Source organism: Hyunsoonleella sp. 2307UL5-6, assembly GCF_047345485.1.
Taxonomy (GTDB): Bacteria; Bacteroidota; Bacteroidia; order Flavobacteriales; family Flavobacteriaceae; genus Jejuia.
In genome coordinates this window covers 232,448-256,057 of record NZ_JBLFEN010000003.1, presented here as the reverse complement: position 1 = coordinate 256,057, position 23,610 = coordinate 232,448, and the positions used below count along the sequence as shown (strand labels likewise).

Below are 23,610 nucleotides of genomic sequence, written 5' to 3'. Positions count from 1 at the left end.
TTTAGTTTAGTTGCTGAAGTACTTTATCAAAAGAATTGTCTTTAAATTGTTTACAAGCATGTCGTAGATCTGAAATTAACTTTTCTTCAGAGTGCTTTCTGTCTTTTATTTGTTTGTATTGCCACTCTTTTTGTTTGGTTATATAAGGTAATATAAACTCGTATCCTTTTTTTATGCTTCTACCATCTTCAGAAGCTATATTCCAAAGATCTACACCTACTTTTTGTCCAATTATTGCCAGCTCTAAGAAGCCATGTAAATTCATTACAGAATAAGAAAAAGATTTCGTTCTAGCCAATTCTAAAGGCTGACTGCCATCAGGTTCTATTTGACTGAAAATTCTAGCTTTTGTTGTAGTTGAAAGATAGTTTTTAACTTCTTCGATTTTATTTAAGTATACCAAAACACTTAGCAATTGCGCATCATAATGTGTGCCATGGTTATTTTTCCTAGTGGCTTCTTCTCTACCTAGTTCACTGTTTTTTAACCAGTTTGAATATTCGGTAAACCATGTAAACATTCCACTTTCTATTGCATTACCAAGGATATTTTTATCTCTGGCTAATTCTAAAAATTCTATAACTTCTAAAAGTCCTCCAAATTCAATGATTCCAAAACACCTTCCACTATTTTTCCCTGGTATGGATTGCCCAAAATTGACGTTGGGATTCATTTTAGTTTCTTCATTTAAAAACCAAGTATTTATTAACTCTAAATTTTTGTTGGCATATTTTACATCATCACTGTAATAAAAAGCTTTTTTTAAAGTTTTTACCGCTGAAAAAAAGTTATCTATCTCTGCAAAATCTGTATAATTATTTCGAGTTTCTGGGTTTATTTCTCCATCTTTTCTAATATAAGGCAATCCATCTGACGTATTTGGATTTGGCCACCAATAAGGACCAATACTCATATAATCATGTTTATCTTTACTTGGAGGTAAACCCGTTTTATGTACTACAGAAAATCCTTTTATGGTTAATAATGAATTTGCTTTTTTTATCAGGTGATTGTAAGTGTTAACAGCTATTTCATCTCCATTATTAATTCGTAACTTTTGAGCCTCTAATAACTGATAATCAATAATTTGAATCTTTTCAGTTTGCCGTTGAGCATGAGCAAAAATACTTATTAAAAGTATGACAAATAGCTTTGTATAACATGTTATCTTGTTTGTCATATAAGTATTTTTATTTAGTATCGTCATTACAACTAAACTTGAATAACAACACATTAAACACGAGTAAAGCCCCAACTATGTAAATAACGGTCATCATACTTTTAGTTTTAATCCACAAACAACTCGTCTATAAATGGACCACTTTCACCAGTGGTTTCTAGTTTTATATTATTGGCTCCAGATTGCAATACTATAATGGTTGGCACAAACTTCCATTCTTTTTCCCAACCTCCTGTTGCTTTAAAATCCAAGGTTCTAACGTATTCATCATTTACATACAGTTTCATTGGGTGTAATTTCCCTTTATTATTGTGCATGTATCTAAAGCGGATACTGTAATCACCTGGTTCGCCGTCATTTTCTTGATACCATGTTATGGCGCCTTCTTCACCATCAAATCGCACAAAACCAGTGCCTTTATAACGACGCGCGTTTTTATCGGCTTTTGCTGCTCCTTCAAGAATACCATCTTCGGCAGAAATATTTACGCCCCTACCAATCCACATATCTGCAGAGTGTTCATTACCCCAAAACAAGCCTTCGTTTTTACCAAACGTTTCTTCCATGGTTAAAACTACACTTCCATTTTTCTTGACAATCGCTTTTACAGTTGTACCATTTGAAATTTGAAAAGGCGCGTTATATGATAATCCTTTGGTTTCAGGATCATCTCCATTTGTAGTGTAACGAATTTCTAAATTAGAAGGTTTTGAATCTCCTAGAATTGAAATATCTTCTGCTGAAATTGAAATCGTATTTGAGAGATATAATGCTTTATCCCCTAGAATTCCGCCTGTGATAACTGACGCTTTTTTAGCATTAGGTTGTTGTCTCAAAAACAGACGTGACTTTCCGAAAAATAAAGCTCTAAAGTCTGATTTTGTTCTACTTGTCGGGTCTATAGGATTTCCATTTTCCATAGAAACCTTATTTAAATCACCTTGAATATTGTAGTAGATTTTATTTTCTCCGTAAGGATAGAGATTGTCATTTTCATCTAGACTTTCAGATGTGATAATATAACTCGCTTCAAATCCTCCTTCAGCATCTAACTTATCTATTGTTGTTTTCAATTTAGAGGGTTGCTTGCTTGTACTAAACGAAGTGCGTTTTACTTCTTTGCCATCAATATAAGCTACAGCCTCAATAGTACCTGTTTCATATGGAACCATCCATTCGCATTGCATCTCATTCCAAACGGTTCCTGGTTTGTCTTTTCCAAGAGATTTTCCGTTTAAAAACAACTCTACTTCATCAGCATTTGAATATACCCAAACTGGAATAACCGTTCCTTTTTTCATTCTAGGGTGTGTCCAGTGTGGCAGAATATGAACCATAGGTTCTTTTGTCCACTGACTTTTATAAAAATAGAATAAGTCCTTTTTAAAACCAGCAACATCTAATGCGCCGCCCATAAATAAATTGAATGGTAAGCCACCGTGTACCAAACCAGCTTCTCCATAATAATCGAAACCCGTCCAACGGAAATGCCCACTATGCCATGGCGTATCTCGCATCACTTCCCAATATTTTCTTGCAGAAACACGTACCGTTGCATTATCATAAGATGAATTAAAACGTTGCTTTCTGTTTCTCCAATCTTTTGGGTTTATACCTTCATAAAAAAAGATTTCTTTTTCGGTTAAATTGGGTAAGTCGTAAGTTCCTGGTAATTCATTATCTCGCCACCAAGTATGGGTTCTATAATAGCCTCGTGTTTGCCATGTATGTGGTGCTTCGGTAGAAATAAAGGGTTTATCAAAGGTTTTACTTTCAATAAACGATTTTGTCTCAGAACCGCCATTAACGCCCTGAATATCCATATCCTCAGGGTTTCCTGCACCGGATGTAAATAATCGAGTTGGGTCTAAACTTTTACCAAATTTCACCATATCAGGAGCTACATCACTATGCGTTTCGTTTCCTAAACTCCACACAAAAATACTGGCGTGGTTGCGGTCTCGAGTAATCCATTCTTTTACATCGCGTTGCCACCATTCATCAAAAGCTTGTTTGCCATAATCTTGTGGTGCTTTTTTATGCCAGCCATCAAAAATTTCATCCATAACTAGCAACCCAATTTCATCACAAATATCATAAAACATAGGTGGTGTTGGGTTATGAGAAGGACGAATGGCATTAATGCCCATATCTTTTAAAGATTGCAATTTCCAGCGTAGCATAGGTTTTGTCCATGCACCACCTACAGGACCACCTTCCCAATGTTCGCAAGTGCCTTTTAATTTTACGTTTTCGCCATTTAACCAAAAGCCTGTTTCGGTTTTCCATTCTACCATTTTAAAACCGAAATTGGTTTCTATTTCATCTATAACGTTTTTACCATCTAGAATTTTAGTGACTGCTTTGTATAAAACTGGTGTTTCTGGACTCCACAATTCTGGATTTTTAACTTCTAACTGAACTGATAGTGTATTTGATTTTAGTTTTTCGCAACTTTTATTGAGCTGTTTTCCTGTTGGGGAGAATAGTTTTACTTCATATTCTAAACCTTTTTGAGTTTCAGAAACTTCAGCATCAATATTTACAATAGCCTTTTGCTTTTCTATTGAAGGCGTCGTTATAAAAATGGTATTAGGTTTAAAATGAACTGGGTTTACTTCAATCAACTTAACCGCTGCATAAATGCCGCAAGGGTGATACCAACGTGCAGAAGGTTCTAAACTATTATCAACTCTAACCGCAATGGTGTTTATGCCATCTTTTAAGTGTTTTGAAATATCGTATCGAAAACTGATATAGCCATAAGGGCGTTTTCCTAAGTAATTGCCATTAACCCAAACCTCACTATTCATATACACACCATCAAAATTGATGTATGTGATTTTAGAAAGACTTTCTTTTTTCACATTGAATTGTTTGCGATACCAACCAATACCACCATCGTGATAACCACCACCTTGTCCTTGGTCGCCGCCTTTTCGAACGCCTTTTTCGAACGACCAATCGTGAGGCACGTTTAAGGTTTTCCATGAAGAGTCATCTACATCTTCCTTAAAAAAAGAGGCATCATCTTCAAGAATAAATTGCCAATTATTATTTAAATTTACTACCGTTCTTTGTGCGTTACTAAAAGAAACGCATAGTATAAAAAATAAGAAAGCAAGGACATTTTTCATTAGTTTGTTTTGTAATTAACAGTGTATAAACAAACTTAACTTATAACATAGTTAATATAATCCTGTTGTGTCCTGTACCAGAATAAATTTTAATATTTAAATTCTGTTATTTTTAATCACTGCTAGTTGCGAATTTTTTAGCGAACTCAGATGGTGTTAAACCGTATTTTTTATGGAAGCATTGGCTAAAATATTTAGGTCTTTTAAAGCCTACTTCATAAGCTATTTCAGAGATGTTTAACCTATTTATTTCCAGTAATTTAGAGGCGTATTTTAGTCGTATCTCCTGAATAAAATCATTTGGCGTAGAATTGGTCCAAGCCTTAATTTTTGTAAAAAGCATCGAGCGACTTACACCTAATTCTTCAGAAAATTGAGCAATATTAAAATCTTGATTAGATATATTCTCTTTTACAACTTTAATAGCCTTATCCAGTAATTTCTCATCTAAAGTAGTTAATGACACATCTAAAGCTTCAAAATTTTCATTTGATGAAAACTTTTCTTTTAAGCGTTGTTTAAATTCTAATAAATTCTGAATTTTAAGATTAAATTCTTTAAGATTAAAAGGCTTACTAATATAATCGTCCGCACCACTTTCTAAACCTTCAAACTTATAAATTAATGAGGAACGTGATGTGAGTAGAATGACAGGAATGTGGCTAGTTGCCAGAGTTGTTTTTATTTTAGCACAGAGTTCGGTTCCTACCATTTCAGGCATAATAACATCACTTATAATTAAATCTGGTAAATGCTCTACGGCTTTTTGCAATGCTACTTTACCATTTGGAGCTTGTATAACGTTATAATTTGGTTTTAATATCTCTTTGATAAAGGACCTTAAAATGGTATTATCCTCCACAATTAAAATGGTGTATTTCTTTTTCTCTAAAAGAAAATCTTCTGGATTATTATGCGTTTCTAGATTTGGCACACCAATTTGAGTAGCATATTGCGATACATCATCACTCATTTTAAAGTTTTCTAAAATTTCGATTTCTGATAAATGTGCTATACCCAACTTTAACTTTACTTTGAAAACTGCACCCTGCGGTTTTACATTATCAGCGCTTATTGTGCCATGGTGAAGATTTACTATATTATTAGCGATAGACAGTCCTATTCCCGTACCTTTATTATGAATTTCTTTATGTTCATTACGACCTGGGACTTCAAAAAAACGATCGAAAATTTTATTTAAATATGCCTCTGGAATGCCTGCACCCGAGTCTTGAATTTCTATAAGAACTTCGGCGTCTTCTTTATAAATATTGATGTTAATGTCACCTCCTTTATCAGTGTATTTAAAGGCGTTTGATATTAAATTATAAAACACACGCTCTAGCTTATATCTATCATAATACACCTCTATTTCCTCATGCGATGTATTAAATGTATAATTATACTTTCCGTTTTTAGCATACTCAGAGAAGGACAAAAATATTTCTTGTAAAAACTTAACAATATTACCTTCTGCGGCCTCTAGTTTTAATTGATTACTTTCTAATTTTCTAAAATCCATTAGCCTATTAATAAGACGCAATAAATGATTGGCACTGCCATCTATAATTTTTAATTTTTTATAAATCGCGTTGGATCCTGAGTAGTCATTTAATATATTTTGTAGTGGCCCTAAAATTAGTGTTAATGGTGTTCTAAATTCATGAGAAATATTTGTAAAAAATCTAAGTTTAGCTTGGTTTAGCTCCTCTTTTCTTTTGCTCTCTAAGTGCTCTAATTTTAATTTATGTGTAAGCCTTGTTTTAGACTGTAGCATCCAAATTATACCATATAGCGCACTGAAAAAGAGAAGAAAATAAATGGTATACGCCCACCATGTTTTCCATGGTGCTGGATTTATTATAATTGTTAAGCTTGTTGGGGTTTTGCTCCATACATCGTTATAATTTGTACCTTTTACCTCAAAAGTATAAGTCCCCGGAGTTTGTAAAGTAAAAAATGCTTCTGTTTGTTTTGTATAAATCCACTCATCATCCAAACCTTTTAATCTGTACGCATATTTATTACCTTTTGAGTTTATATAGTCTGGCAATGCATAACTAATGGAGAAATTTGAATTCTTGTAATTTAATTCTAAAACGTTGGTATAATTTAAACTTTTTGATAAAATACCTTCGTCATCATTAACAGCGACGGTTTCATTTTTGATTTTTAAATCTGATAATAAAACCTTTGGTACTTTTTTATTTTCAATAATTTCTTTTGAATTAAAAGTTGTAACGCCTCTTAAATCTCCAAAATAAAACTGACTACCTATATTCGCTCCAGAATTAGATATAAAATCGTTACTATCCATAATACTTTTTTGCTCATAGATTGTGGCTGTATTGCGCTTTGGGTTATATCTTACAATACCCTTATCGGTGCTCAACCACAACATTCCATTTTCGCCCTCTAGAATTTTATATACTGTTGACACTCTATTTTTAACTGCGATAAATACTTTTTGAAAATCTGTGCCATTAAATTTATAAAGCCCTCTTGTATTTGTACCTGCCCAAACCGTACCTCTAGAATCTTTGTAAATAGTTTTTATGTTAAAGCTTAAAAAAGAGTTTTTATCAAAAAAAGTAGAAATTTTATAAGTGTTATTCACACTAGGTTCTAAAATGTTTACTCCTCCAATACCTCCTGTAAATACGCTACCGTCATTATCAATATGAATTGATTTAATGATATTAGTAGTTAATTGAGGTCTAGTAAATAGGGTTACTTCTTTTTTTTCAACATTATACTTTATTAACCCTTTACCAAAAGTACCAAACCAGATATCTCCTTGAATATCTTTTTTTATATCTAAAACACCTGTGTTTTCGGTGAGCGCCATTAATTCAGAAGAAATCAAATCATTTCTCTGCGTCTTGGTTTTCAAATCGTATACTAAAAGACCATTATTTAAAGTACCAATCCAAAGTAGATTTGGTTTTAAGTAAAGCATAGATTGAATGGAATATGTTATCGTTTTACTGCCATTCTGAACTTTAAATAGTTCTTCTACCTTACATCTTTCATCTCTTGTATGCACACTGCCGCCTTCTGTACCAAAATAAATTGTTTTATTCCCATCAGAAACAACGCTATTAGTAATATTATTATCAATTTTATTATTATAAAAATGAACAAAATTTTGATTCGATTTATCCCAAATACAAATACCCTTGCTCTGTGTTGCTAACCACATAGCTCCATTTTTGTCTTTGTAAATACTTTTTAGATAATTCTGACTAATAGCTGAATTAGTATCTCTATTTTCTTGTAAAGTAATAACCTCTTGAGACGGTGTTATGATAAATACGCCATTTGTCGTAGCTAGCCATAAATTACCAAAATCGTCTTTTTCTAAATCTTTTACATCTAATGTTTTAGGTATTTCCGTATGTTTTGAATCATAAAATTGTTCTGATACTTTATCAAACAAAAGATAACCATTAAATTTAGTGGCTACTCCGAGTATATCAGGACTTATCTCTATTACATTATTAACAAAGAAATTACTACTTTCAGTATTATTTAGCTTAAATGTATCTGTAGTAAACTTACCTTGTTTGGTTCTTTCAATTTTTATAATACCATTATTGGTAGACAGCCAAATATGCTTTTTAGCGTCGAGATAAATATGATTTACGGAAGTTGCTTTATTTAGATTTGAAGTGTATAAAAATCTTGTAAAATTATCTCGTTTTTTATTATAAATTGAAACACCATTGACGGTACCAAACCAAATGTTTCCATTTTTCATATCCAAACTACTAATAACCAAACTATGACTTAATGAAGTTTTATCTGACCCTACTTTATAATATCTTTTGAATGTGTCTTTTTGAGGATTATACCTGTTCAATCCATTTATAGTACCAACCCAAATATAACCTTCCGTATCTTCAAGTATATTTAATATTTCACTGTTACTTATACTCGATTTGTTTTTTGGTTCGTTTCTGTAAACTAGAAAGTCTTTACCATTATATTTGTTTAATCCATTGTTTGTAGCAAACCACATTTGTCCAAATTTATCTTGTTTTATAGCTGTTATAGAGTTATTAGATAACCCATCTCCAGTATTTAGATATTTGAAGTGGAATTGATTGCTTTGGGCACATAAACCGTTTACATAAATTAAAAAGACTAAAAAAAATGCATTACGATTCATGAAAGTTTTATTTTAAGTCAGTGCTTATTAAAATTAAATTTTAGCTAATCTAAGGTTAATATAAGATTTTTATTTATCTAAAATAGAAAAAGACCGTCTTTCCAGACAGCCTTTTTTAATCCATTTTCTAAATTATTTTTATGCCGATTCTCTATCAATAAAATAAAACGGCGCTTTTATTTTTTCTTTCTTATTTTCAGTAATCATTTTAGCAGTTTGTTTTCCTATGGCTTCAAAATCTGTAGAAATAACAGTAACTCCTAATATCTGTTTTAAAGGTGTATCGTTATAAGATATCACACCAACATTAGTACCTAATTTTAAGTTACTATGCTTAATTTTAGTCATTAAACTTACCAAATCTGTTTCCTCTATTGTAACATAAAGATTATCCGCCTCAATTTTAAACTCGTTAGTAACCTCTTCCACCACTTCAAAGTTGAAGTGATTGTTAACGCAATACTTGATAAACCCATCTAAAATTTTAGTTGGATATGGATAAAAGGCCTTTTTGGGGTACACCAGTGTTATTTTTTTATACTTGGTTATTTTATCTTGACCAGTTTCTAATGCATTATATATATCAGTTTCAAAATCTTGATATATTTGAATGAAATCCCCTTTTATGTCATTGTTATCAGTGTCTAATAACACCAATTTCTCTTTAGGTATGTTATTGATTATTGTATTCACCTTACTTGTAAAACTAGCATATGATAAATTGTCTGTTCTAAAGTGTGGTGCTATTACATAGTAATCATAGGTCGATTTATATTTGGCCATTAGCTCTGAAAAAAGTGTTTCATCGCAATGGTAACTATGAAGATCTGCATGACAATTTTCGCCCATTTCTTTTAAAAATGCGTTATAAATCATCATTTTATAAGGACTTAATTTATTAACAAAAAATAACACGTTTAATTTTGAGATTAACTGTGTTTTTGCAATATAAGTTCCTCTTCCATGAACAGAAACGATTACTTTACGTTTCTTTAAAACCCTGTAAGCACGCTCTACAGTATCTCTAGATAAATAAAACTCTTGACTTAATTTATTTATTGAGGGCACCTTATCTCCAACTTTAACTTTTCCATTAGAAATACTAGAGATTATAGAATTTATAATCTGCAAATATTTAGGCACCATAGAATCGGCGTCTACTCTTATTTGGTCTATCATAGTCTCATTTAGTTATAGTTACTCAAAACTATGAAACTGCATAACACTAAAAATCTAAAATAGGGTAACTAAAAATTTTTTAACACTATTCCTCTCATTGGTTTAATTGCTTTCATTGTAGCATGAATTATAACAAAAGACAACTATTTCCTAGGGATATCATTCTGCAAAAAAGGTGCTGCATTTCTTGGAAATTGGGTTTCTAAAAGTGCTTTCATTTTTTCTTCAACCTTGCTGTATTTAGAATTTCCAGAAAAGTTTTCAAAAGATAATAAACTATTTTTATGCTCATACAATTCGGCAGCTAAAACGTCGTGTGTTTTGGAATCTCTCCATTCTGTATAACGCCATTTGCCATCTGTAGCAGTTACACCCATAATTTTTTTACCTCTTGCATAAACACTTGTGGCTATTTCGTCTCCTTTTGTATTAGGTTTATTTATAATAGGCAATATGCTTTTACCATCGGATTTTGGTCCTTCTAACCCACATAACTCCACTAAAGTTGGAAAAATATCCACATTTTCTACTAATGCATTTGATGTTTTACCAGTCTTCCTTTTTTTATAATTTGTTTCTCTACTAATAATTAAAGGAACTCTCACATCAATTTCAACATTAGAGTGTTTACACCAAGCTCCATATTCGCCAATTTTATAGCCATGGTCACTCATAAAAATAACCATGGTATTTTTACGTAAGTCTAATTCTTCTAAAGTTTCCATTACTTTACCAACTTGAGCGTCTACAAAACTAACAGAAGCATGATAACCATGAATTAAAGTACGGGTTAACTCATCATCTAAATCTCCTGTTTTAGGAATTCCATGATACCCTTTTAATTCGCCCCATTTACTTAACGCCAAACGATACATACCCTCAGGTTTTTGTCGTGACGGTATTTTAAAATCGTTTTTATTGTATAAATCCCAATATTTCTTAGGTGCATTAAATGGCAAATGTGGTTTACTTAACCCCACAAACATTAAAAATTTATCGTCTTTAATGTCGTTTAAAGTTTCAATGGCATATTTTGCTGCACGACCGTCTTTATAGGCTTCATCTTCTACATCAGCATCTTCGTAAGCAGGCCCTTTCGATGGTTTTATACCTTCTTCTTTTATGCGTTTCATTAATGCAATGTTTTCTGGCTTTACATAACTGTTAGATTCCTTAGCAAAATAGTCTGTCCAATAGTTTTTATCATCTACACTATGATGATATACTTTGCCAATACTTACGGTCTTATAGCCATTATTTTTAAATAACTGCGGCATAGAAACAACATCTTTATGAATTTTTCGAAGTGGCGTAAAAATGCTATAAATACCTAATGTTTCTGGACGTAACCCTGTAAGCGTACTCATTCTAGATGGTGCACAAATGGCCTGTTGCACGTATGCTTTGTTAAACATTACACCTTCTGATGCTAGTTTGTCTATGTTTGGTGTTATTGCTGTTTTACTACCATAACAGCCTAATTCTGCTCTTAAATCATCAACGTAAAAAATTAATACGTTTGGGGTTTCACTTTGTGCAGATATTTTTGAAATACAGCATATAATAGACAATAGTAGAATTAATTTTCTCATTTTATTTTTAAAGTTGAAATAGATTGAATTTAAGTTTAAAAAAACACTTTAGCGGATTAACCCGCGTTAGGGATTGAGGCATTTGTTGAAGCTCCTCGCAGAGAGCGACTGCCGAAAGCCCGACCCCTTGTGGGTAACGCCCAAATAAAACCATTAATTAGCAATAGGTTTTGGAGATTGTACTGTACCTTTCCCTTCTTTCCAATCCCACCAATTAATGGCTCTTCTGTTTTCGTCAAATTTATAACCCCATTTTTTCATGTAATATGCTCTTGGTCTTACCTCATCTCCAATGTTTGCTAGCTGTTTTTGAAGTTTAGCGTCTAAATCTTTTTGAATAGCTGCCAATTCTGGCTTACCTAACAAGTTATTTTGTTGGTAAGGGTCTTTAATATTATCGTAAAACATACTTGGACCATTGGGAGTAATTGCATATGTGTATTGTTTGGTTCTGATGGCTCTATAAGGTTGATCTTTAAAATTAGCGCCAAAAGGTGCAACATTCATTACCAAAGCAGCTCTATCTACATTTGGATCTGGGTTTTTAATTAATTGCGCTAGGTTTTCACCTTCTACAGTTTCAGGGATTTTAATATTGGTTAACCCTAATAAAGATGGCAAAATATCTGGAGTGGTCAATGGTGCATTTACCGTTGTGCCCTTATTTTTCCCAATGGAAGGATAGCTTATTAAAAAGGGTACGCGAATGGATTCGTCCCAAGCTAGTTGTTTTGTAAATGCTTTAACACCATGTGCGCCCATCATCTCGCCGTGGTCTGCTGAAAAGACAACAATTGTATTATCGGATAACCCAAGTGCCTTAATTTTATTTAAAATATTTCCAATAGCCTCGTCGGTAGCCGTAGTATGGGCATAATAGCCTTGTAACTCTTTGCGGCTTCTCGCCTCTTGTTCTTTTGTAACATTTGGATTTAAGGTTAAAGATTCTGGCGGATACATATCTTTATATTTCTTTGGTGCGCTTCCGTGCGGATAATGGGGTGTTGCTATAGATATTAATGCTAAAAATGGATTTTCATCATTGGCATGCTTTTCTAAATACCGATTGGCATCTTTTGATATTGCAAAAGGCGAATATTCTCCCCAAATTTTCATTTCCGTATCATCATTATCATAATACGGCATTTTGGTATAGTTATGAGAACACTCTAAACCTCTCCAAAAATCGAAACCTTGGCGTCTTTCCTTTGGAATGTAAGTTGAACGTCCGTGACCATCTAAATGCCATTTCCCCCAATATGCTGTACTATAACCTTCGGCTTTAAAAATTTCTGCCATGGTTAATTCTTCAGCAGGTAAATGGATATCGTTTAAAAACATACCTGTAGTGGTTGGAAATCTTCCCGTGAATAATGCCGCCCGATGTGGTGTACAAACTGGTGTAACCGAAACGGTATTAGTTAAATTTACAGCCTCTTTTGCAAACGCATCTAAATTTGGAGTTTTTACGTCTGGATTTCCAGCATAACCTAAGGCAGAACCGCGCCATTGGTCTGTGAGAATGTAAACGATGTTGGGTTTTTTAGTTAGAGTAGTCTCCGAGACTTGTTCTGATTTTACATCGTTTTTACAGCTTGTTAAAACAGTCAAAAAGACTAAAACAACCTTAGAAACTAATTTTATTTTCATTTTGTGATTCTAATTAATTTTTGATTTCAGCTTATATGTTCCAGGTTGTGCTAATAATTCATAAAACCAAGTATTCGTTTCAATTATCTTTAGATCGGAGTTTCCTGTGAAAGATGAACCGTTTAAAACGAGATCTTCTTGAGCATCTCCAGGAATTATAATTGTAGCTGTTGTATTTGGTGGCACTACTACTTCTAAATTAAATTCACCATTCACAATTTCCCATGACGATGACACTTTCCCGTAAGGTGTATTTACACTAGCTGAAGCTGATGTTAAAGGTGCTCTAGGTTTTGGAGCTATTCTAATACTTTTATATCCTGCTTCTAAAGGTGCAATACCTGCAATACGCTCGTACATCCATTCACCAATAGCACCATACGCATAATGGTTTAAACTATTCATACTCATAGGATTAAAACCTTCATCTTTACTATAACTATTCCAACGTTCCCAAATAGTGGTTGCACCTTGGTTAATAGAGTAAAACCATGATGGATAGGTTTCATTGAATAATAACTTATACATCAAATCAATTTCGCCTGTTTCATCCAAAACTTGAGATAGTAATGGTGTTCCTAAAAAGCCTGTTCTTAAATGATTATCTGCAGCTTCTATAGTTTGTAAAAGGTGCTTTTTCGCGTTTGCTTGTTTGTCTTCCGACAATAAACCGAAAGCTAAGGCCAATAAATACGAGGTTTGCGTTTCTGAAACCTCTTTTACTTTTCCTGTTTCATCAAAAAACTCATTTTCAAAAGCGTTTGCTATAGCTTTAAATAGAGCTTCATATTTAGCCTGCTCTTGTGTGTTTCCTAAAACGGCAGCCGTTTGTGCCGTTAATTTTGTGGAATGTGCAAAAAATGCGGTACCAATTAAACTGTGTGAAGTGTCACCTTTGTTATTGCCATTTGCAGGATACGGTTGCAACCAATCTGCAAAAGAATTCATACTAGAAATATAATTTGTTGAAGTCGCTTTATGATGTGCCACCCAACCTTTCATCATTTCATAATTTTCTTCTAGAATGGTTGTATCGCCTGTTCTATAATAGACTTTCCAAGGGATAATGGTACACACATCGCCCCAACCAGAACTCACTTTATTATTATACAACACATCGGGAACCACAAACGGAATACCACCGTTTTCGTATTGCGATTCGCGTACACTTTGCATCCAGCTTGCCCAGAATTTATACACATCGGCATTAAACATTGAGGTTGGCCCAAATACTTGTGCATCACCTGTCCATCCCATGCGCTCGTCCCGTTGTGGACAATCGGTTGGAATATCAAAAAAGTTACCACGTAAACCCCAGACAATATTACTTTGTAATTGATTTAGTTTTTCGTGTGAAGATGTGAACGTGCCGTTTTCGTCAAAATCTGAATATTGAACAATTCCTGTAACCCAATCTTTTGAAGGTTCTACAGATGCATCAAATCCGCTTAATTCAACATAACGAAATCCGTGAAACGTGAATTTCGGAAGATACTCAATAACACCATCTTCGGAGGCTGTATAATAATTTGTGGATAGTGCTTTTCTATAATTATCGGTGTAAAACGTTCCATCTGGTGATAGCATTTCTGCAAATCTAACTTTAAGGGTTTGTCCTTTTTTCATCGGAACTTTTAATAGCGGAACACCAACCATATTCTGTTCTAAATCGAAAATTAAAGTACCCTCTTTTTTAATAAGTGCTTTAGTAGCTAATTCAATTTTATTTTTAACTGTAGTATGACGTTTTGGCTCTAACCTAATGGTATTTCCAACAGGAAATGTGCTAACTGTATCCCAACTTTTATCGCTAAAATTGTTGGTTGCCCAATTTGGCATTTCTAAATTGGCATTGTATGTTTCACCATCATAGATTTCAGAAAGACGTATTGGGCCATTTGTAGTGCCTTTCCAAGTTTCATCAGAAACGATAACTTCTTTAGCACCATCTTTCATGGTTAATTCTAACTGACATATCATTTTTGGTGATTCTGTATCAATCCATAATGATTTCATCCAGCCTAAGCGGCCTGAATGCCAACCAGCAGCAACTTCAACACCAATAGTATTTTGCCCAGATTCAATTAAATCACTCACATCATAGGTAATCGTTTCTATACGCTCTTTATAAGGTGTATACCCAGGAGGCATCACATCGTCGCTTACATCTTCACCGTTAATGGCTACATCAAACACACCTTTTGCTGTAATGTATAATCTGGCAGAAGCCACATCGTTAGATAATTCAAAACCCTTTCTTAAATATTGTGGTCTGTGAACAATATTTTGTTGACTTCCCACAACGTTTTCTTTCTTGGTGTCTAAACCAATCCATTGGGCTTGCCAATCGCTATTTGATAACAATCCTAATTCAAAATGATTAGTATCACTCCAAGCGGAAGCGTCTTCATCTTGATTCCAATATTTTACCTGCCAATATACTTTTTGACGCGATTCCAGAGACTTACCATCATATTTTACCCAAACAGACTGGTCTGTGTCCTGCTTTTTAGAATCCCATAAATCCGCATTATCGGGCAGTAAGTCTTCACTTGATGCTACTACAATTTGATATGCAGATTGACTTTTGTTGTTATCTAAAACAGGTAATTTCCATGAAAACGTGGGTTCTGCGTCATAAAAACCTAACGGATTTTTAAAGCCTTCAGAAATGGTCAAATCTGTTGCTTTTTCTAGTGAAGTTTGTTCTTCACAAGATGTTAAACCGAAACTACATAGGCTTAAAAAGATGACAATACAAATATTGAAAATTGGTTTTTTATTCATCAGAATTTGATTTAGTTGTGAATTGATATGTGCCTGCTTGAACAGCTAACACAATAAATTTATCGCTTTTTTCTATTAATTCATATTTTGAAGCATCATCTAAAAACTCTCCATTTACAAATGCATCTTGATTTGATGTCTTTGGAATATGAATTTCCGCAGTTGTATTTGGTGGTATAACAACATCTAAGTTAAAGATTTCATTTTCAAGTTTCCATGAAGATGATGCTTTTCCGTAAGGTGTATTTAAACTTGCTGCTGCTGAAGTTAAAAAATCAGTATTTGGCATGGGCGCGATTCTTATTTTTTTATAACCAGGAGCCAAAGGTGCTAAACCTGCGAGGCGCTCATACATCCATTGTCCAATAGCACCATAAGCGTAGTGGTTTAGGCTGTTCATACTTTGCGGGTTGTAACCATCAGCTTTACTATAACTATTCCAACGTTCCCACATAGTAGTTGCGCCTTGATTGATAGAATAAAACCATGACGGATAAGTTTCCTTAAATAGTATTTTATACATTAAATCAATTTCGCCCATATCATCTAAAACCTTAGGTAAAATAGGCGTTCCTAAAAAGCCTGTTCCTAAATGGTAATCGGCATTTTTAATTTCTTCAAGTAAATGCTTTTGCGCCTTTAATTTCGTTTCTGGTTTTAGCAAATCAAAATATATGGCTAATAAATAACTGGTTTGGGTTTGTTTTTTATTTTTGAATTTACCGTTTTCATCAAAAAACTTAGATTCAAAAGCAGCTGCAATATCATTATATAATGCTTTGTATTTTTTTTCATCTTCCGTTTTACCTAGAACACCAGCTATTTTTGAAACCAAATGCGAAGAATGTGCAAAATATGCAGTATTTACAAATTTTCCTGGTGTATCGCCTCTATTCCCCATTTTTCCACCTTTCTCAGGATATGGTTGCAACCAATCTGCAAACGAATGTGTACTAGGAATAAAATCTTTAGACTTAGATTTATAATAGCCCACCCATTTTTTAGCCATATCGTAATTCTCTTCCAATACGGTTTTATCTCCTGTAATATTATAAATATCCCATGGAATAACGACACAAGCATCACCCCAACCTGAGCTTGCTTTGTTGTTTTGTAATACGTCTGGAATAATGAAAGGCACTAAACCACTTTCGTGCTCCGTTTGTGTTTCGCGCATACTTTGTAACCAAGCCGTCCAAAGGGCATGCGTATCAAAATTAAATAGCGCTGTTGGCGAAATCACTTGTGCATCACCTGTCCAACCTAAACGCTCATCGCGTTGCGGACAATCCGTAGGTATATCTAAAAGATTATCGCGTAAACCCCAAGTAATATTACTTTGCAATTGATTTAATTTATCATGTGAAGAGGTAAATGTTCCATTCTTTTCAAAATTAGAATGTTGTACCAAGCCTTTTATCCAACTTTTATTTGGTTCTGCAGAAGGATCAAATCCTGATAATTCTACAAATTGATACCCATGAAATGTAAATTTTGGTGTGTATTCGATAATACCATCCGCAGCAGCGATATAATAATCGGTTGATTTTGCAGAACGATAATTTGTTGTATAAAATGTGCCATCCGATAGTAACATTTCGGAAAAACGAATGGTGAGCGTATCACCTTTTTTCATCGGTACTTTTACTTTTGGAACTCCCAACATATTTTGTTTCATATCAAAAATTACCGCTTCTTTTGTGGAAGAAACAATTTCAGTATCCTCTAAAACAGCAGTTGTTTTAACCGTTGCATGACGTTTTGGTTCTAGCTTTACAGAATCTGCAATAGTTTCTACTTCGCTGGTTTCCCAAGCGGTATCGTCAAAATTAGTTTTAGACCAATCAGGTATTTCTAAATTGGCATCATACACTTCACCATCATATAAACTGGCTAGTCTAATTGGTCCGTTTGTAGTGCCTTTCCAAGTTTCATCTGAAACAATTACTAGTTTTGAACCGTCTTTTAAAGTGACTTCTAACTGACATAAAATTTTAGGTGACGTAAAGTTTTCATACACCGCTTTACCTCTACTTATTCTGCCAGAGTGCCACCCAGAGGCTAATTCAACACCTATCATGTTTTCACCTGAAGTCAATAATTCACTTACATCATAAGTTAAAGTTTCTATGCGCTTATTGTATGGCGTCCAACCTGGTGTCAATACATCATCACTTACATCTTTTCCATTTAAATGTACATCAAAAACACCTTTAGAAGTGATGTGTAATCTTGCGGATTCTATACCTGAAGGCAACTCAAACCCTTTACGTAAATATTGCGGTCTGTGCATTAAAAATTTACGCACGCCTTTAATGCTATCTTTCGCGGTATCTAAGCCTGTCCATTTTGCTTGCCAATCTGAATTTTTTAATAAGCCTAATTCAAATCTGTTAATCTCGCTCCACTCAGAAACTGTTTCATCTTGATTCCAAAAACGCACTTGCCAAAACACCTTTTGACGTGATTCTATATCATCGCCTTGATAATTAACAAAAGTAGATTGCGTACTTTCTTTTTTTTCTGAATCCCATAAATCTGGATTATTTGGTAACCTATCTTTTGATGATGCTACAACGATTTGATAAGCCAATTGCGTTTTTACGTCTTTTGAAACAGGCAATTCCCAAGAAAATGTTGGACTTGCATCATAGAACCCTATTGGATTTTTAAAGCCTTCAGAAATTGTTAATTCAGTTGGTTTTTGTAAAGAATCTTGATGACAAGACAGCAATCCTAAGACCAGAATAAAACTAAAAATTTGATATAATATGGACTTAAAGTTCATAGATAAATGACGTTGATGTTTAGAATAAGCAATGTCTTTATTTTTAAACACAAAACTATCCTGATGTATCTTGATTATAACTATAATTTTAATGAATAGTTATTGTGCAACTCACTTCATTTACTGCTTTAGGAAATTCTATGAGCAAGGGCAGGACTTCCATCCCAGGGACTTGATTAAAGATACGTTCTTTTTCCATGTCTTTAATTTTTATGGCAACATTAGAGGTTACTTTAACTACACCTTCTTTTTTATGAATTTCGATGGTGTTTTCTGAAGATTGCACCACTTTTTCTCCTGTTTTAGAAATAATTGGTAAAACCAAAGTGTCTCCATTTTCATTTCTACTGGTTCTTTTGGCTTTTATTGTGGCTGAAGCGTCATCGAACAGATAATTCAACTGAAATTCTTCGTGTTCAAAAACTACCTCTTTTTCTCTATTGGTTAAAGCTGCATGCACTTTAAAATCAATAATACCGTTAGTATCGGTAACTGTTACTTTCGCTTTTAAGTCGTGAATATTTGTGAACCATTCGCCATTTACAAAGCGCTCAACTCTTGGCGTTAAACAGAAATCGATTCCTGGTTGTGGTTGTTGATTATTAGGCTCCACCATTATGTACTCAGCCATACTTGCGGTAAATAATGGGCCTACTTTTTCGTGCCAAAGCACACTTAAAGCACCTCCCGTTCCTGCTACAGAATATTTTTTCTTCCAAATTTGGTCATAGGAAGACACCGTGCTTTTCCAAGGCCCTCTCGCACCCAACCAAACATCAAGTTCTGAGAAATGTTTTACACCATCATTCGTACTTCTTGGAACAGGTGTTTCCTTATTTGTAGATTTTGTAGCTTCTAAATTATCCAGTACAAACGCTAAATTTTTAGCATGAGAAAAGGTATGATGTATACAAGGTTTCACGCCGTGAGATTCATAATGTAAACCACCTGCTAAAAGTCCGTTAACGGTACAACGTTCTAAAAGTTCTGTACTTAAAACTGCTGCCGTACCAAACGCTGGGTTTCTATCTGCCATGAGTGCAAATGCGGGTTGGCAACCATCTGTGGTTCTGCTGCCCCAATACGTCCATTTGTTTTGGCGTGTACCAAAGCTGTTATCCCACGCACCATCAGGTAACATAAATTCTAAGTGTCCGTTCATGGATTCGGTAAGCAGTTTCAATAAGTTTTCATCTTTTTTTAAGATTGCATATTGCACTACGCCGTTTAAAGTTTCTTCAACATTGTAACCAATATCTATTGGATACAACCCTTTTGCGCTTTTGTCATTATCAGGTTTATCTTCACCAAAAATCAATTTATTCGGTTCTGTTAAATAATCTGGAATTAAAGCTGCGAACTCGTCACTTCGCTTGATATATTTTTCTTCGTTAAAATAGTTACCTAGAACATACAAAGCATAAACCGCGGTAAAACGATAATTGATATGACTGAAATGCATATCGAATCTATTATAAACGAACTCAATGGCTTCTTTTAATCTAGCATCCCATTTTGTTTTGTCTTCTTTTGATAAAATATGCCCATGATGGTGCAACGCTTCACCTAAAGCTATGGCGCCAAAAACGGTAATGCCATTCCATGATTTTGGATTGATATCGTTCGTCCAACTGCCTTTTGGCCCATCAACATTTACGGACCAATCTAATAATTTGAGTGCTGCGTCTAAATATTTTTGTTCTCCTGTGGCATCTGCCATATACATAAACGGATATACGGCGTCATTGGCTCGACCATGAACGGTTTCGCAAGCATGACAATATAAGGTACCATTTGTAATAGGATCGCTTTCATTATTAACTTGATCTCGAATCATGGCATCGCACCATGTTTTTAATAGATCGAAAGATTGCTTCTGGAAAGCTGTTAGGTTTTCTAAATTTAAATGATTTTGATGTCCACCATGCTCTTTACAGGAATACCATGGCAACATTAGTCCTAAACCTGCCATAGCAGATATATTGACGAAATCGCGTCTTTTCATATTTTACTTTTGAAAAAATTAGATTTTGAAAGTTAAATTAACCAAAACAAGAAAGTATCCTGCGCTATACTGTAGGTATCTTTAAAAAAACGATGTTCGGACGGGCATCCTTCGTAAAAAAAAACACAATCTATTAGACTCCAGTAGTTTGTAATTATTTATGCATCTACTACTTGGTGCTAAAGCTCCAAACTTGCCCTATACTTACGCCGCCTTTACCATCTTTTGCAACAACTTTAAAGTAATACGTTGATGAGGCCGATAAACCTGAAACATCGTAAGTGGTTTCTGGTTGGTTCTCAGACACTTTAGTGGTAGGATTTGCATTAGTATCTAAATACACATCAAACGTTAAAGTATCGCCATCGGCATCTGATGCAGACCAACTTAAAGTGGTACTTGTACCATCTATTTCGGCATTTAATTCAGGAGCTAATAAATTTGGTGCAAATGGTATATAATTAGAAACCCCTTCGCCTTCTGTTAAAAACTGCATTGCAGTAGAATAATCACTCTCAGCTGCCTGATTATCCGTTGCTTTAATACGCCAATAATAAGCCTTCCCCTTCTCCAAGCTAATAAGTTTTGACTCCGCAGTACTAGTGGTAGTTTGTGAAATAGGTGAAAACGAACTATTCTCTGCAACTTCAATTCTGTACGTTATTCTATTACCCTCGGCATCTGTAGAAGCACTCCATTCAAATATCACATTGTTATCAGTACAAATTGTGTTATCTAATGGATAAACCTGAGTAGGTACTGTTGGTGCTGTATTTTTATCTGGCTGTTGCATATCTCCTTGATCGTCGCCACCGCCACTACTGCAGGATAGAGTAATTAACTCTACAGCCACTATTAAATATAAATATATCTTTTTCATCTTATTTCTTTATAACTTTAATAAACATTGGTTGCTCTGAATTAACTTTTACAAAATAGATACCATTTGGCTTATCTTGTAAATTTAACTGTACCTTTCCAGCATTTACTGAAAAAGTTTTGGATACCATTAATTGAGATTGAATATTATAGACCTCTAAATCTATGGTTTTTATTCCGCTTGGGATATACATCTCAAATAAACCGCTTGTTGGATTAGGATATGCTTTAATATTCTCAAATAAATTAATAGTTTTTGCCATCTCACCTTGACATGCTTCTTTACTTTTTATTTGAACACTATCGCCATGACTTACTGGTACAGAAAAGTTAGATTGATAGGTTTCAAATAATTCTTCCCCATTTATAACAATTCTATAAGGTGCTTCTCCAGTTTGAACTGAAACATTCACAGATTGCTTACTCACTTCTATTTTACCTGTTAATCCTTCTGATTCTTCTATAGTGATTTGATAACAATGGGTAAAATCTTTCCCAACAACTTCTATACATAAATCATAAGTTCCAGGGCTTAAATCTTGGATAACGGTATCTTTATTAAAATCGTATGTAACACCATCTATTGTAGCTACATAATCATGCGTAGCTTTTCCACTAATAATTAGCGATCCGTTAGCTTTTCCTGTGCAAGATTCGCCTATTGCCTCTATTGTGAAGTTATCTGGTGCTGTGGGCTCTGTTGGTATTGGTATATCTAAATCTATAATTTGTAGATATAGCGGTTGTGCACTACCAGAACTATCTTCCATTAGATAATAATATACTTTTCCATTTTCTATATGCACAACACCATGATCAAATTGTCTTCCTGATGTTGCTTCATATACTCTTGAAAAATTATTTGTACCTCCTTCAGCTTTTTCTACAAATACACGTCTACCACTAGTTAAACCAATAATAAAAATATCATCTCCGGAAGTATAAACAGCAGAGCCTCCAGCAAAATCCTCAGAGGTAATAAAATCACTGGCTCCCGCTGGCTTATAAGTATGTAAATTCTTTGTGACGTTATTATCTAAATCTCTTACTTGGCTTATAATATGTACGTCTTCATTAGCTGTTACAGTCCAATCAAAACCACCTACAATTCTTACCCTACCAACATTTGTAGTTTCTACGTAATCTCCTGGTTCCATAATCTTTATAACATCAGCATCTAGAAGAGGTAAAGAAAAAGAGTCGCCATTATGATCTTTCCAATCTGTAGCACCAGATTGATCATCAGAATATGCGTAATAAACACCATTTTGAAATATATACTTATCGTTGTTATTAGAAGATCTACGTTGAAAACCAATACGAATCTTTCCATTAACATATTTTATATCACCATATAAGCCCCAGTTGAATGTTATACCTGGTTGGCTTCTAGCATTTAATCTATTAAAATCAATGAAGTTTCCCCATTCTCCGCTACTTGCGTCGTATTTAATAAATTTATACATCCCATTATTATTACCGCCTTCTCGCATAAACATCAAAAGGTCTCCTTGATCATTCTGAAAAAACCTAGGATAGGTTAAAGCAATAAACTCTGATTGAGCTGCAGTTCCTGGCATTCTTAAATGCTTGGGGTTACCGCTAGCATTTTCAACAAATTTATCTAGCGTGAATTCAGCATCGGGTACTGTTGCTGTATTTGGAACTGAATAAGAATATCTAAAATAATCGTTAGCTAAACTACCGTCTGATGGTCTTGATGCACTGTAGGCATGCATATCATACAACAGATGAATTGTGCCATCTAAAGGACTAATACCTACAGCTATTGTATTATGCGATTCTCCTAACCACCATCTATTCTGAAAACCAGTATGTCTATGAGGAAACTCTATAGTTGCTATAGTTCCTGTTATCGTGTTATAGCGTGATAACATCATGTGTCTGTCTAGTTTGCCTCCACGATACCATGTCATGTAAACATAATTCTCAAAAGTTTTAACCGCATCGCCATGAGCAGAAATATTGCGACCGAATACAAAATCATAAGAATTTGGATTTCCACTATCTGGAGAATCTCTATCATTAGATTTGCTACTTCCATTGAAATGTAATCCAAAATCCGTGATTTTAATTTCGGCTTCTAAAACTACTTGGGCACTCATAACATATGAGAACATAATTAAAACAATACATAATACATGCCTAATTATTACACTATTGTATAAGTATTTTATTTTCATAATTTTCTTTTTCTTTCAACAAATGCTTGTTTATTAAA

11 protein-coding genes are annotated in these 23,610 nt (G+C 34.0%); all 11 read right to left on the bottom strand.

Annotated elements, in window-relative coordinates; translation table 11 throughout:
• Position 1 precedes the first annotated feature (1 nt).
• Positions 2-1,180 (bottom strand): alginate lyase family protein, encoded by a 1,179-nt coding sequence (locus ACKGJY_RS07125; RefSeq protein ID WP_413973180.1) that lies wholly within the window; start codon positions 1,178-1,180, stop codon positions 2-4.
• A gap of 107 nt (positions 1,181-1,287) precedes the next feature.
• Positions 1,288-4,317 (bottom strand): sugar-binding domain-containing protein, encoded by a 3,030-nt coding sequence (locus ACKGJY_RS07120; protein WP_413973179.1) that lies wholly within the window; start codon positions 4,315-4,317, stop codon positions 1,288-1,290.
• Positions 4,318-4,429: 112 nt separating this feature from the next.
• Complete coding sequence (locus ACKGJY_RS07115; protein ID WP_413973178.1) at positions 4,430-8,488, bottom strand: two-component regulator propeller domain-containing protein; 4,059 nt, start codon at positions 8,486-8,488, stop codon at positions 4,430-4,432.
• A 138-nt stretch (positions 8,489-8,626) separates the two neighbouring features.
• Positions 8,627-9,667, bottom strand: coding sequence for a GntR family transcriptional regulator (locus ACKGJY_RS07110; RefSeq protein ID WP_413973177.1), 1,041 nt, complete (start codon positions 9,665-9,667; stop codon positions 8,627-8,629).
• Between the two features lie 143 nt (positions 9,668-9,810).
• Complete coding sequence (locus ACKGJY_RS07105; protein ID WP_413973176.1) at positions 9,811-11,259, bottom strand: sulfatase; 1,449 nt, start codon at positions 11,257-11,259, stop codon at positions 9,811-9,813.
• Positions 11,260-11,412: 153 nt separating this feature from the next.
• Positions 11,413-12,909 (bottom strand): sulfatase, encoded by a 1,497-nt coding sequence (locus ACKGJY_RS07100; RefSeq protein WP_413973175.1) that lies wholly within the window; start codon positions 12,907-12,909, stop codon positions 11,413-11,415.
• A 9-nt stretch (positions 12,910-12,918) separates the two neighbouring features.
• Positions 12,919-15,696, bottom strand: a complete 2,778-nt coding sequence (locus ACKGJY_RS07095; protein ID WP_413973174.1) for a family 78 glycoside hydrolase catalytic domain — start codon at positions 15,694-15,696, stop codon at positions 12,919-12,921.
• Complete coding sequence (locus ACKGJY_RS07090; RefSeq protein WP_413973173.1) at positions 15,689-18,484, bottom strand: family 78 glycoside hydrolase catalytic domain; 2,796 nt, start codon at positions 18,482-18,484, stop codon at positions 15,689-15,691. The genes ACKGJY_RS07095 and ACKGJY_RS07090 overlap by 8 nt, the downstream gene beginning before the upstream one ends.
• Before the next feature lie 88 nt (positions 18,485-18,572).
• Positions 18,573-20,489, bottom strand: a complete 1,917-nt coding sequence (locus ACKGJY_RS07085) for a hypothetical protein (RefSeq protein WP_413973172.1) — start codon at positions 20,487-20,489, stop codon at positions 18,573-18,575.
• Between the two features lie 169 nt (positions 20,490-20,658).
• Positions 20,659-21,369, bottom strand: a complete 711-nt coding sequence (locus tag ACKGJY_RS07080; protein ID WP_413973171.1) for a fibronectin type III domain-containing protein — start codon at positions 21,367-21,369, stop codon at positions 20,659-20,661.
• Between the two features lies 1 nt (position 21,370).
• The gene (locus ACKGJY_RS07075) at positions 21,371-23,572 is read right to left on the bottom strand and encodes a BNR-4 repeat-containing protein (RefSeq protein ID WP_413973170.1); all 2,202 of its coding nucleotides are present in this window, start codon (positions 23,570-23,572) and stop codon (positions 21,371-21,373) included.
• Positions 23,573-23,610 lie beyond the last annotated feature (38 nt).